This window comes from Maritalea sp. S77, from assembly GCF_049801075.1.
Lineage (GTDB): Bacteria > Pseudomonadota > Alphaproteobacteria > Rhizobiales > Devosiaceae > Maritalea.
Genome location: NZ_JBNAGG010000007.1, coordinates 40,486 through 52,391 on the forward strand (window position 1 = coordinate 40,486; position 11,906 = coordinate 52,391).

Here is an 11,906-nt window from a genome sequence, read left to right on the forward strand (position 1 = left end):
TATTAACCCATCAAGTTTGGCAGGCCAGTGGCCAAAACGGGGAAGATGCACACCAAAATCAGCACGATGATTGGTGGCAACAGCCACGGCAGAATTGATTTAGCCAATTTCAGATAAGGTATATTGCCCACTTGGGCCACCACAAACAAGGCCATGCCCATGGGGGGCGTTAGGATTGAGATCATCAAATTCAGCACAATGATGATGCCAAAATGCACAGGATCAATCCCAAAGCTGAGGGCAATTGGCACCAGAATGGGCACAACGATCAGCAGGATGGCCAGGCTTTCAATCAAACACCCCAGCACAAAGATCATCAAATTGACGGCAATCAAAAAACTGATGGGGTCGTCGGCAATTGAGAGAAACAATTGTGCAATTTGTTGCGGCGCTTGTTCGCGGGCCAACACATAGCCGAGCAAGCTCACACCAGCGATGATGGTGGCAATGCCTGCCGATGTTGTGGTGGTTTCATAAAGCGCCGTCCACAAGCGTTTTATGGTGAGCTCGCGATAAAAGATCACATCAATCAAGATCGCATATAGTACCGTGATCGCCGCTGCTTCCGTCGGGCTGAAATAGCCTGAAAAAATGCCACCGACAATGACAACTGGTGTCAACAAAGCGGGCAGAGACTTGACGAACAATGTTCCAATTTCGCGATAGTTTTTGCGTGAATCCGTGGGATAGGCACGGCGTTTCGCCATGAAATACACCATCAGCATAAGCGCGATCGCGCACATTACGCCTGGTACAATGCCGCCCAAAAACAATTTGCCGATTGAGGTGTTTGACACCACGCCATAAAGCACCATGGTGATTGATGGGGGCACCAAGGGGCCGATCATTGATGATGCGGCGGTCACAGATCCGGCAAATTCCTCATCATAGCCAGCGTCGCGCATGGCCTCGATTTCCATTTTGCCCAAGCCGCCAGCATCTGCCAATGCAGAGCCGGACATGCCGGAGAAGAACAACGATGCCAACACATTGACGTGGCCCAACCCGCCCGTAATGTGCCCAACCAACGCGCGGGCAAACCCGAATAAATGGTGGGTGATACGCGACGAATTGAGAATGGCAGCGGCCAGAATAAACAGCGGCACAGCTAGCATGGGAAAGCTATTGAGCCCATCAACCATGCGTTGCACAGCGAAGGTGAGGCCCATGCCGGTATAATAAAAATAGCCCATGGAAACAAAGATCATGGCAATGCCGATGGGCACGCCAACCAGCACCATAAATAGCCAAGCAAGACCGATGATACCCAAAATCATTTTGTGTCTCCTTTGGCTTGAAGGGTTTGCAGCTGCGCCCAAATGCGGCGCGCAATGCGATAAAGAACAAGGAAGGAGGCGAGGAAAGCAGACGCATAAAGCAGCGCATCTGATGTGGGCAAGGTCACGCTTTCATTGTTCCATGTGCGCAACACGGTTTTGTAGCCAATCCAGCTCAGATTGACCATGATGCAGAAATAAACGAGATCGATCAGCAAATAGAGAACGCCGCGGATCTTTTCCGCCAGCATTTCTGCCAAAAAGTCCATGCGCAATTGTGCGTTTTGGCGCTCCACTTCTGGGATCGCGAAAAACGCCATCCACACCCAAAGCCACCGTGCAACTTCTTCCGTCCAAACCGGACCGGGCACCAAGTTGGTGCGGCCGAGAATTTGCAAAAGCACAACTAAAATCAGCGCCACAAAAAACAAGGTGGCGATGGTGCCTTCTAAACTATATTCGCGCTGCTTCTTCATGGCGTCTCGCTTTGTTGAAACTGGGGATGGATCGCTCCACCCCCAATTGAGGCATTTAAGGAGTTGTGATGGTCTGACTAGTTACCGATCACATTTGCAATGGCGCCTTCACCAAACTCTGCTTCGAGTTCTTCGTAATATGGCTTCATGGCTTCGCGGAATGGTGTTAGGTCCGGCTCTGTGATGGTCAGGCCTTTTTCCTTAAAGCTGTCGATCAAATTGGCTTCAGCATTGAATGTGATTTCATTCGACACTTCACCGCCTGCAAGCACAGCTTCAGAAACCCATGCTTTTTCTTGGTCACTCATGCCATTCCACTTGTCCGCAGAAATCTGGATGGCGGCTGAAGCCACAAAGTGATTGGTCAGTGCGATATAGTCCTGCACTTCATAAAACTTCATCGCGTCAATTGTTGGCAATGGGTTTTCTTGGGCATCGACCTGGTTGGTTTGCAGTGCCAAATAAACTTCTTGGAACGCCACCGGCGCAGGAGTTGCGCCCACATTTTCAGCATAGGCAATCAGGAATGGTACATTTGGTGTCCGCATCCGCAGGCCTGCCATATCAGCGATGGAATCGATTTGCTTGTTGGCTGTGGTTTGGCGCGTGCCATAATACCAAACATCCAACAGCTTCACGCCTTGATCTTGGAACTTGGCGTCCATTTCCTGGCCCCAAGGCCCGGCGATGATCTCTTTCAAATGGTCATAATCTTTAACCACATACGGGGCGCCAATCAGCTTAAGTTCAGGAATGATGTAGCTCATGTCCGGATAGCCGGTCATCACCATGTCCAGTTCGCCAGCTTGCACCTGCGCGACCATGGCTTTGAAATCGCCAAGCGTTGCTGATGGGAACAGCTTCACGCTCATTTCCCCACCGGAAACTTCCTCCAGCTTTTCTTTAAAGGCAACTGCGCCTTGATATACGTTTGAGACTTCATTGTCTTGCATGCCAAAGGTGAGTTCAGCCGCTTGAATGCTCGTCGTTGCCATCAAAATTGCGGTTAGCCCGCTCAATGTTTTGGTGATCAATTTCATCATTTCCTCCATTAGTGATGATTGGCAAAGACGATGCTTGCCAATTTATGAGGACGGCCCCTTGGCCGCCAATTCGGTGTTGGGTTCGGTGAGTGTTGATTTGGGCATGCTCAGTCGCGCCCGATAAGATCGTGCAAGGTGCCGATCCATAATATTGGTGGCAGTCACCACATCGCCATCCAAAATTGCTTGGTAGATCGACCGATGTTCTTCATAGGCCATCGTGTCATATTTGATAGGGTCCGCTGCAGGCACGCGCCCGGCCAACAATGCGCTCACAAACATGTCGTGCAGTTTGAGAATGATCGGGTTGCCGAGCACCGAAACAATCGCGCGGTGAAACGCAATATCTGTTTCGGCAAAATCGCTGCTGCCGATTGACTTGTAATTATTCTCTAATGCGGCTTGCAGTTTGGTGATTTGAACGTTGTCAGCTTTAAGCGCGGCTTCGCGCGCCGCCCCAGCTTCAATGAACTGACGCATCTGCTCCAAATGCGCACCGCTTTCTGCATCGCCCAAAATTTCGCGTAGGTGCAACCCAGTAGTTTGCAAAACGGTTTGAATGGATGGTCGCGCTGCCCGGGGGCGCCGGCCAGAGCCAGTTTCAACATATCCGCGCATTTGCATTTGCGCCAGGGCTTCGCGCACGGTCGGGCGAGAAGCGGAGAAGCGATCGCATAGGTCACGCTCCGTGGGCAAGGCATCATCAAGCGCGATGTACCCCTCCCGAATTTCACTGATCAAAGCATCAGCAATCACGTCGGCGGCACGACGCGTATCTTTGTGCTGATGTTCAATATCCCGTAAAGGCATCTATTCCTCCTTATTTGGCAAGCTGATGCTCTGATAGATACGCCGTTGCACATCTGGCCGCAAGCTTTTGCCTTACCAATTTTTACTTTTGGTATTACCAAATAAAATAATTGTCAAACTAAAACTTGTGATTTAGATATATTTGGAATAGCAAAATGGTCGAGTGGCGCGAATTTGCGCAAATGGCCTTGATAATTTGGAGGTTAGAATGAAAACCCAACTGAGCGGCATGTATGCGGCCCTCATCACAGCGATGAACGACGATCAAGCCTATTGTGCTGAGCGGCAGAAATCCGTGACAAAAGCAGTGCTCAATCAAGGTTTAGATGGTCTTTATGTTGGGGGCAGCAGTGGCGAATCTGGTCTGCTCAACGTGGACGAATTGTTAGACCAACAACAAATTGTTGCCGAAACCGCCCAAAATCAGAAGCAAAAACTTATTGCTCATGTAGGCGCGCCAAATTTGCGCGATTCTATTGCGTTGGCCAAAAATGCTGCCCGGTTGGGATTTGATGGTCTCTCGGCTTTGCCCCCACATGCCTATCCGTTTACTGACGGTGAGATTATCGCTTATTACCGCGACCTCGCGGCAGCGACCGATCTGCCGATGATCGTTTATGAAGTGCCGGTGCGGACCAATCGTCCGCTACCCCTGCCCGTCTTGTCGGAGATTTTGACCTTGCCCAACGTTGCAGGCATGAAGTTCACCTCAAATGATCTGTTTAAATTCAGCCAGCTCAAAGCAGCACACCCGGACAAAATTGTTTATTTCGGTTTTGATGAAATCTATCTCAGTGCAGGCGCTTTGGGCGCCGATGGCGGGATTGGGTCCACCTATAATGTGATGGGCAAACTCTATGCTGCGCTGAATGATGCCATCAAAGCGAGCGACTTGGCCAAGGCCCAGGAGCTTCAATCCATCTCCCAACAATTTGTCACTGACCTACTCGAAATCGGCGTCTTGCCTGGCATCAAAGCCATCATGCACGCCCGCGGCATCGCCGCCGGCCCCACCCGCGCCCCTTTGCAGCCACTGAGCCCGCAAATCGATCAAATCGCCAACCGCATGGCCACCGACCCACGCTACACGCCGTGGCTGATCAGTGCTTAGAATGGTGGGGGCGGCCGTACAACTCGCACTGCTGCCCCAAGCAAACTCCCAGGGAGCGACACACCGGGCTATCGAGCAACAGGGTATCGACTAGCGTTTGCTGCCTAAAAAGCAAACAAAAAGCCAAAAATACGTGATAAACCCATTACTAAATCCGATAGGGGTATTGACCAAACTTAACAGGATTCCAAATGTGACGAAGGGGGTGATTAACCGCCACCTTGTATCGTCGCCTCGCCTAGCATTCCGAAAGACATATCCGCTGGCCCATCCCCAAAAGAAAGTGACCAACAATCCTCCAAAGAGGAAGTCCACATATAAAGAGCCGAAAGCTGAAGGGAAGAATCCATAGGTTCCAATTTCGATCAAGCCTTCATTGCTGTTCGGCATAAATCCAATGTCAATTTGCCGCCAAAAAGCAGCGATTACATCGACGCCATACGAACCCAACATTGGTCCGGCTGAATATTCAGAGAAGATGATACTGGCAATCAACTCACCCTGTGTGTAATACCAGCTAAACACGAATATTAGATATGTATTCTTTACGCCGAAGATCGATTCCATTCTGTTCGCAGCATCTTCATTAAAGGTTACACCCCAATTTTGACCTGCTAATTTCAGCATTTCATCAGTGCCGCCAACAAATGATGCGCGCACGATAAATACATTTACAAAATATATGACGCCCACTACAAACAAGGCAATTGCTAGTAAAATCAATCCTTTAGGTAAAAAGTCATACTTCTTCCACCCACGTTTTCTACCTGCAGCTTCCATCGCCCCTCTGGTCAAGACAGCTAGCAAGAAGTACAGCATCGTAGAAAATATCGACGTTCTCCCCCCCAACACCATTGCCGCTAAAATCGCAGGCAATATGCCGAAAGCAACGATCAACCAAATAGGCGTCCGCTTTGAATAAATAATACTCCAGACAAGATAAACGTAGCTTACGGGGTATGTCAGAAATCCAAACTTAAAAAACAAGGAACTTGACAATGCCTCCCCTTGCAACACGGCCTGCGCACGACCAGACCTATTGCTGTAAGCTTCGCTTAGGTTAAAGCCGAATTCTTGGAAAAAAAACAAGTCAATAGCTAGGCAAATTGATGCAACCGCTGAAATGGTCGCAAGAAACAATCCAATCTTACTGGTCGAACTTGGAGGCCGCGAAGGTTGAATCTTTTTGGGCGCCAATCGATGTGAAGATATGGAACCAATACAAAATGTGGCAATGAACAGCACCAAAATTAAGGCCCCATAAAGGGAGAACTTTTTGGTTAAAAATTCATATGGCAAAACGATAAATGCGAGGCCACCCAATCCCCAGACCACTATCATCAATAAAGCTGGATGAACCCGCATATTTCCTACCTACTTTGGTCTGTCATTAGATCGTCGCACACCACTGACAATGCCATAGCAAATAGGTGGAATCATTCGCGCTTGTTAGTGACTTATTCCTGACCGTTTCAACACATAAATACTTGTTAAAAGTATAATTTTAAAATCTAACATCAGCGACATATTTTCGAGATAGTAGCGGTCTAGGTCCACTTTCCCTTCAATCGATATATGATCCCGACCGTTTATCTGCGCCCATCCAGTCAGTCCTGGTTTGAGTGTGTGCACATTGCATTCTGTACGAAGTTTAATAAGGTCGTCCTGATTGAACAGCGCGGGACGCGGGCCCACAAAGCTCATCTTACCACTTAGGATTGAATATAACTGTGGTAGTTCATCCAATGAGGTTTGACGCAAAAACTTACCAACCGGGGTAACCATGTAATCCGCATCAGCGAGTTTGTGCGTTGCAACAATTGGCGTCCCAATATACATGCTTCTAAATTTTGGCATGTAGAACAATCGGTTGTCTTTCCCTACCCGTTCCGACCAAAACAATATTGGCCCTTCAGACGTAAACTTCACCCAAGCGGCAATGATTATTCCTGGAACAATCAAAACGACAAGGAAAATGCTGCCCAAAATTATGTCAAATGCACGTTTAAGCATCTAGGCACCGTCTTAAGTTCAAACACACTCTCGCAATATCCTCCTCCTTCATAGAAGTGCCGGAGGGCAGGCAAATACCCGTATTATACAATTCTTCAGACACATTTTTGTTTCCAGCAGAATACATTTTGGATTTCTCAAACAGGGGCTGAAGATGCAGCGGCTTCCATACCGGGCGAGCCTCAATCAATTCACCATCAAGACAAGCCAACAATTCGCGAAGTGCGACGCCAGACTTCGATGCATCAATTGTACAAACAGATAGCCACCGATTTGAAAAGCTCCAATTCGGCTCGGGCATCCAACTTATTTCCGATCGGTCTGAAAGCTCAGAAACATATAAATCGAAAAGTTCGCGACGTTTTGCAACACGCTCGTCCAAAACACGCAACTGACCGCGTCCCACCCCTGCAAGAATGTTGCTCATGCGGTAGTTATATCCCACGACGCGATGCTCATAATGAACTTCAGGTTCCCTTGCCTGTGTAGACAGGAACCGCGCTCTCGATATCAGGTCTTCATCGTCAGATACCAACATTCCACCACCTGATGTTGTGATGATCTTGTTGCCATTAAATGAATAGACCCCCAGCTTTCCAAAGGTGCCGCTTTGCTGTCCTTTATACTTTGCGCCTAACGACTCGGCAGCATCCTCAATAATAGGAACTCCAAACTGATTGGCGACGTCCAACAACGCATCAATATTTGCGCTCTGGCCGTAGAGATTGACGACTATGATCGCTTTCGGAAGCCGATCTTCGGATTTGGCTGCTAGCAGCGCGCGCTCCAATGCCCGGGGGCACATATTCCAGCTCTCAAGCTCGGAGTCGATGAAAACGGGCTCAGCACCTTGATATAAGATTGGATTTGCAGAAGCGACAAACGTCAAGCTCGAACAAAACACGACGTCGCCCCTCTCCACCCCTAGCACGACCAAGGCGAGATGGAGTGCTGCTGTTCCGGACGAGGTAGCTGCCGCCGCCTTGCAGCCTAAATAGTCACAAATTTCTTGTTCAAAACCATTTACATTTGGTCCAAGCGGGGCGATCCAATTTGTTTTGAATGCATCGTCAATATAGGTCCGCTCCAATTCTCCCATATGTGGCGCGGAGAGAAATATTCGTTTACTTAAGGTACGCCGATCATACAAATCGACAAGATGTCCATTGGCATCCACGATTGGCAGGTGATCCAACCCTTTAGCATCCATTAGTGCCAATGCATCCTTTCGGGTAGTTGTTTGATCACCGATTGTGGAATTTTGTTGTGGCAACATTGACATCTCGTCTTCCAACGAAACACCCGACAATATCAAACGCCGGAGGTCACCGTCCGTCACTGTCCGTTCTACACGCCCATCATCATCGACTAAAATTGCGATGCCTTTTCCGTGCTGATCAATCACCTCGAGTGCTTTTCGAAGAGTCATTGTGTTTGTAACACAGTATTTTTGCATCAAAATTCCTTGTTCATGAAGCTTGTGAAGCCCCGATCCATATTGCGCGATTTGGAACGTGCTTCGTCACAACGGATCCAGCACCAACTATCACGTCTGAGCCAACTTCTATTCCTGGCAGAACGACAGCACCCGCGCCCACTAATGTCCTATCGCCGACAACAACATTGCCCCCTAGAATGGCGCCCGGTGCGATATGACTGAAGCGGCCCATTTTGCAATCATGATCAACCACGCAATTGTGATTCACTATACTGCCCGCCCCTACTTCCGCATCAGCGGATACAACAGCACCACAAGCAATGAAACTTCCCTCTTGAATACAAGCGGTGTTGTCAATCATTGCTGATGGCGAGCACACAGCAACAAAGCGTCCATTTTTTTCAAGGCATCTAAGTGCCAAGTTTTGTCTGGACGTGTTATCTCCAATCGCTACGTGAAATCCATTATCTGCAAGATCATCGGGTATTCCAGGTCCAAGAATTTCATGTTCGCGAAAGGAACCGCCAACTCTTTCCAATTTTTCATCGACAAAGGACACTTGTTCGCTGTTTTTTCCATGCATCAAAATTGCGCCATACACTACTTTCGCATGTCCGCCCGTGCCAAATAAGTAAATCATTAATAACTCAACATTTTAGGGTGATCCCGCACAGAATAAAACTTTGACTTTAGTAGCTGGTGTATCCTTCGGCCGGCTTCTCCATTGCCATATATGTTTTTTTCTTCAAATTTTCCTTTTTCGCCCATCGCTTCCAAAGCTGAAAATATCTCATCCTCGCTTGGCTCAACATCCATAATATTACTGTTGCGCTCTCTCAATGATTGTCGAGTCCCCACATTAATGACTGGTGTGCCAAAACTTGCTGCCTCGATTATTCCTGCACTTGAATTTCCAACCATCACTTCGACATGTTCCATGAAGCTCAAGAAGTCATGGCGCGGTATATGTTTGAGCCTAATGATGCGTTTGTCATTGGCGCCATCGAGGGCCGCGCGAATTGCGTCGCTTCCGGCATCGGCGTTTGGTTCCACCAATACAACTTGCCAATGTCCTTTGCGCAAAGCATTTAAAATTTCTATTGTTTGAGTGTCAGCATTTCGCATTTCATGCGTAACCGGGTGAAACACCATTAAAGCGGTACGAATTCCACTTTTTAAGCCATACTTTGACCAAAGATCAATTCGAGAGGTTGATCGATGATCATAAATTTCATCTAGCCCTGGCGCACCTGTTACAAAGACTTTTTCTGTCTCTTCTCCCATACTCAAAAGTCGCTGCGCTGCTTCTTTTGTGGAAGTAAAGTGCAAATGAGAGAGCTTTGAGATTGCATGCCGAACGGGTTCATCTATCGTTCCTGACCGCTCTCCGCCATGAATGTGCGCGACCAGAATATCTTGATGGATGGCAGCAATAGCTGCTGCCAACATTTCACCACGATCTCCCAAAATTAACACAATATCTGGATTATGCCGCTCAAAGATCTTCGCAAAATTGGAAGTCATCTCTCCAATCGCTATCGCCATCGTTGCTCCAGTTGACGGTGCAAGTTCAACCGGCACCTTTGCAACAATGTCGAAGCCCTCTGCAACTATTTCGCGCAACGTTTCCCCATAGCTGGAGACGAGGTGCATTCCCGTCGCAACAACCCCTAGGTCCAATTCATCGTCTCGATGTAATCGAGAAAGTGTACCTTTAATCAATCCAAAGTCGGCGCGTGTGCCAGAAACATAGAGTATCTTAAGCATCCAGGATCGGCCCGCTTAGATTATCCCATTGCAAACTTTCACCCGCCGCCACTGAGCTTAGAAGTGTACGGCCCACAACTGCATCAAAATATTTTGGTTCAATTCCATCTGCGGGGCGTAGAATATCGATCATCGTCTCATCTAAAATTTCGCCGGCTTCCAAGTTTCTTTTTGCTTTAATACTTCGGCGCGCAAGCATACGCATCTCAATTTCAGACTGCGTCGGCTGTTTCACGTCTGAACCTAGAGCGCGTTCAATATCTCTTATCTGGTCCACCATTTGAGTAAGCTCAGGCAGTTCCAGAGAGGATTGGTGGTCTGGCCCCTCCATATTTCTATCGAGCGTAAAATGCTTTTCGATAATAGACGCTCCCAAAGCAACCGCCCCCACACTAACAAGTGTTCCTTGCGTGTGGTCCGAATATCCGACCGGGAGGCCCGTTTGTTTGGCAATCGTCTGAAGCGCCAGCAAATTTACATCCCCTAGCGCGGTCGGATAGTTTGATGTGCAATGCAATATTGTACAAAATTCTGCTAGTGGAGTTGTCAAACCTGAATCTTCAAGTACACCTTTGACTACCGCTACCGCCTCATGAATTTCACCTGAGGTTGCCATTCCTGTCGACAAAATCATTGGCTTACCAAATGTTGCCAACTCTCGAAGAAATTTGTGATTTATCAGCTCACCTGAAGGCACTTTAATTCGCTTCATGCCTGCTTCGACCAGAAATTTTGCAGCATCGATATCGAAGGGGGTCGATAGGAATTCAATGCCACACTGTTTCGAATGAACGATTAGTCTTTCAAAAGTGGCGTTATCAAACTCCAATGCCTTGAGCATTTCAAATTGAGACCCCTCACCCGTGGTGTCCTGTTGATATTGGGCTTTGGGCGCATTTTTGCCAGCAAGTTTTTCGGCCGAGAATGTTTGAAACTTAATTGCATCGGCACCAGCATTCGCCGCTCCCTCAATCAACATCTTGGCAAGCCGTTCACTTCCGTTGTGATTAACTCCAGCTTCCGCAATTATATAAGTGCGCATCAATTCTCCTTTGGGTTTCTGGACGCCGTCCAGCCCAATACTTTTTCGGTGAGGCTGCAATCAACCTCTAAATCGCCAGTTAGCTGATTCAGCAATTTTGTTTTGCCCATGGCCAACAATATAGCGCGTAAAAACAAAATAGGCAGGGGCAACATTCTCGCTCGTAGATCCACCAAATCTGCAACTTGCTCAACAAGCCCACATGTGGAAACCGGGTTTTGTTCTGACACAAGAAAAATATTCCCTGGCGCGCTGGGATGATAGGCACAAGTTTTTACGAGAGAAAACAAGGTATCAAGCTTTACGTACGATCTTCGGTTCTCAGTCAACTGGCCAAATGGAATTGGAAATCCTTTGGAAATCCAATTGGCGATTGTTTTTATATTACCGACCGGAGGTGCACCAACAATAATTGGAGGGCGAATGATAACAACCTCGATGTTCAACTTTGATGACAAGGCCAGAATTTCCTGTTCAGCCTCAAACTTTGAAATAGCATATGCAGCTTGAGGAGCAGGCATATCTCCCGGGCGAAATGGCACACCATGTGTTTGTTCACCATTCACGCCTATGCTCGAAATGAAAATGAAACGTCTAACGCCACTCGCTGCGGCCTGACGCAACAATTTGACTGTTCCGTTTACGTTTACCTCTCTAAACCGATCAAGAAGTTCCTCATCCTCGCCTGCCTTGATGTGGGCCAAACCCGCACAATGTACGACGGTATCGGTTTCACCCAATACGCTCGTCAGGTCATTCAAATCGGGCAATGTCCCCATTCGAACATAACTTATCATTTCAGTATCTGCACTGTTTCCTGCGCGGGTGCCTGCAAATACTTTGGCACCGGCACTGACGAACCCATGCATCATCGCTCGGCCAACACAGCCATTCGCGCCAGTAATAAATATTGCGTTTCTTTTTGACAT

The 11,906-nt window shown here is 48.0% G+C and carries 12 protein-coding genes; 1 reads left to right on the forward strand and 11 read right to left on the reverse strand.

What is annotated here, in order from left to right; genetic code table 11:
* Positions 1-2: 2 nt before the first annotated feature.
* The 4 genes from ACP15Y_RS16560 to ACP15Y_RS16575 all read right to left on the reverse strand — a co-directional run bounded on the left by ACP15Y_RS16560 (position 3) and on the right by ACP15Y_RS16575 (position 3,606).
* Positions 3-1,277: a TRAP transporter large permease gene (locus ACP15Y_RS16560; protein ID WP_424984224.1), complete on the reverse strand. Its 1,275-nt coding sequence runs from the start codon at positions 1,275-1,277 to the stop codon at positions 3-5.
* Positions 1,274-1,753, reverse strand: coding sequence for a TRAP transporter small permease (locus ACP15Y_RS16565; RefSeq protein WP_424984225.1), 480 nt, complete (start codon positions 1,751-1,753; stop codon positions 1,274-1,276). Before ACP15Y_RS16565 ends, ACP15Y_RS16560 begins: the two co-directional genes overlap by 4 nt.
* Positions 1,754-1,830: 77 nt before the next feature.
* The gene (locus ACP15Y_RS16570; protein ID WP_424984226.1) at positions 1,831-2,793 is read right to left on the reverse strand and encodes a sialic acid TRAP transporter substrate-binding protein SiaP; all 963 of its coding nucleotides are present in this window, start codon (positions 2,791-2,793) and stop codon (positions 1,831-1,833) included.
* A gap of 45 nt (positions 2,794-2,838) precedes the next feature.
* Positions 2,839-3,606, reverse strand: coding sequence for a FadR/GntR family transcriptional regulator (locus tag ACP15Y_RS16575; protein WP_424984227.1), 768 nt, complete (start codon positions 3,604-3,606; stop codon positions 2,839-2,841).
* Positions 3,607-3,814: 208 nt separating this feature from the next.
* On the opposite strand from ACP15Y_RS16575, the gene ACP15Y_RS16580 reads away from it, so the two are divergent.
* Positions 3,815-4,717 carry an N-acetylneuraminate lyase gene (locus ACP15Y_RS16580; protein WP_424984228.1) on the forward strand — a complete coding sequence of 301 codons (903 nt, stop codon included), beginning with the start codon at positions 3,815-3,817 and terminating at the stop codon, positions 4,715-4,717.
* 90 nt (positions 4,718-4,807) lie between these two features.
* Here the strand turns inward: ACP15Y_RS16580 and ACP15Y_RS16585 are convergent, their stop codons facing one another.
* The 7 genes from ACP15Y_RS16585 to ACP15Y_RS16615 form a co-directional block, all read right to left on the reverse strand.
* Positions 4,808-6,082, reverse strand: coding sequence for an oligosaccharide repeat unit polymerase (locus tag ACP15Y_RS16585; protein ID WP_424984229.1), 1,275 nt, complete (start codon positions 6,080-6,082; stop codon positions 4,808-4,810).
* Positions 6,083-6,166: 84 nt separating this feature from the next.
* A complete protein-coding gene (locus ACP15Y_RS16590; RefSeq protein ID WP_424984230.1) occupies positions 6,167-6,730 on the reverse strand; it encodes a sugar transferase in 564 nt (187 codons plus the stop codon).
* A complete protein-coding gene (locus ACP15Y_RS16595; protein WP_424984231.1) occupies positions 6,723-8,186 on the reverse strand; it encodes an aminotransferase class I/II-fold pyridoxal phosphate-dependent enzyme in 1,464 nt (487 codons plus the stop codon). Before ACP15Y_RS16595 ends, ACP15Y_RS16590 begins: the two co-directional genes overlap by 8 nt.
* Positions 8,187-8,199: 13 nt before the next feature.
* Complete coding sequence (locus tag ACP15Y_RS16600) at positions 8,200-8,808, reverse strand: acetyltransferase (protein WP_424984232.1); 609 nt, start codon at positions 8,806-8,808, stop codon at positions 8,200-8,202.
* Complete coding sequence (gene neuC, locus ACP15Y_RS16605) at positions 8,808-9,935, reverse strand: UDP-N-acetylglucosamine 2-epimerase (RefSeq protein WP_424984233.1); 1,128 nt, start codon at positions 9,933-9,935, stop codon at positions 8,808-8,810. Before neuC ends, ACP15Y_RS16600 begins: the two co-directional genes overlap by 1 nt.
* Positions 9,928-10,977, reverse strand: a complete 1,050-nt coding sequence (neuB, locus tag ACP15Y_RS16610; RefSeq protein WP_424984234.1) for an N-acetylneuraminate synthase — start codon at positions 10,975-10,977, stop codon at positions 9,928-9,930. Before neuB ends, neuC begins: the two co-directional genes overlap by 8 nt.
* Positions 10,977-11,906, reverse strand: coding sequence for an NAD-dependent epimerase/dehydratase family protein (locus ACP15Y_RS16615; RefSeq protein WP_424984235.1), 930 nt, complete (start codon positions 11,904-11,906; stop codon positions 10,977-10,979). The genes neuB and ACP15Y_RS16615 overlap by 1 nt, the downstream gene beginning before the upstream one ends.

Excerpts from the sequence above, each read along its gene's own strand:
- ACP15Y_RS16560 (WP_424984224.1), bottom strand. The coding sequence starts at position 1,277 with ATGATTTTGGGTATCATCGGTCTTGCTTGGCTATTTATGGTGCTGGTT.
- ACP15Y_RS16565 (WP_424984225.1), bottom strand. The coding sequence starts at position 1,753 with ATGAAGAAGCAGCGCGAATATAGTTTAGAAGGCACCATCGCCACCTTG.
- ACP15Y_RS16570 (WP_424984226.1), bottom strand. The coding sequence starts at position 2,793 with ATGAAATTGATCACCAAAACATTGAGCGGGCTAACCGCAATTTTGATG.
- ACP15Y_RS16575 (WP_424984227.1), bottom strand. The coding sequence starts at position 3,606 with ATGCCTTTACGGGATATTGAACATCAGCACAAAGATACGCGTCGTGCC.
- ACP15Y_RS16580 (WP_424984228.1), top strand. The coding sequence starts at position 3,815 with ATGAAAACCCAACTGAGCGGCATGTATGCGGCCCTCATCACAGCGATG.
- ACP15Y_RS16585 (WP_424984229.1), bottom strand. The coding sequence starts at position 6,082 with ATGCGGGTTCATCCAGCTTTATTGATGATAGTGGTCTGGGGATTGGGT.
- ACP15Y_RS16590 (WP_424984230.1), bottom strand. The coding sequence starts at position 6,730 with ATGCTTAAACGTGCATTTGACATAATTTTGGGCAGCATTTTCCTTGTC.
- ACP15Y_RS16595 (WP_424984231.1), bottom strand. The coding sequence starts at position 8,186 with ATGCAAAAATACTGTGTTACAAACACAATGACTCTTCGAAAAGCACTC.
- ACP15Y_RS16600 (WP_424984232.1), bottom strand. The coding sequence starts at position 8,808 with ATGATTTACTTATTTGGCACGGGCGGACATGCGAAAGTAGTGTATGGC.
- neuC (WP_424984233.1), bottom strand. The coding sequence starts at position 9,935 with ATGCTTAAGATACTCTATGTTTCTGGCACACGCGCCGACTTTGGATTG.
- neuB (WP_424984234.1), bottom strand. The coding sequence starts at position 10,977 with ATGCGCACTTATATAATTGCGGAAGCTGGAGTTAATCACAACGGAAGT.
- ACP15Y_RS16615 (WP_424984235.1), bottom strand. The coding sequence starts at position 11,906 with ATGTCAAAAAGAAACGCAATATTTATTACTGGCGCGAATGGCTGTGTT.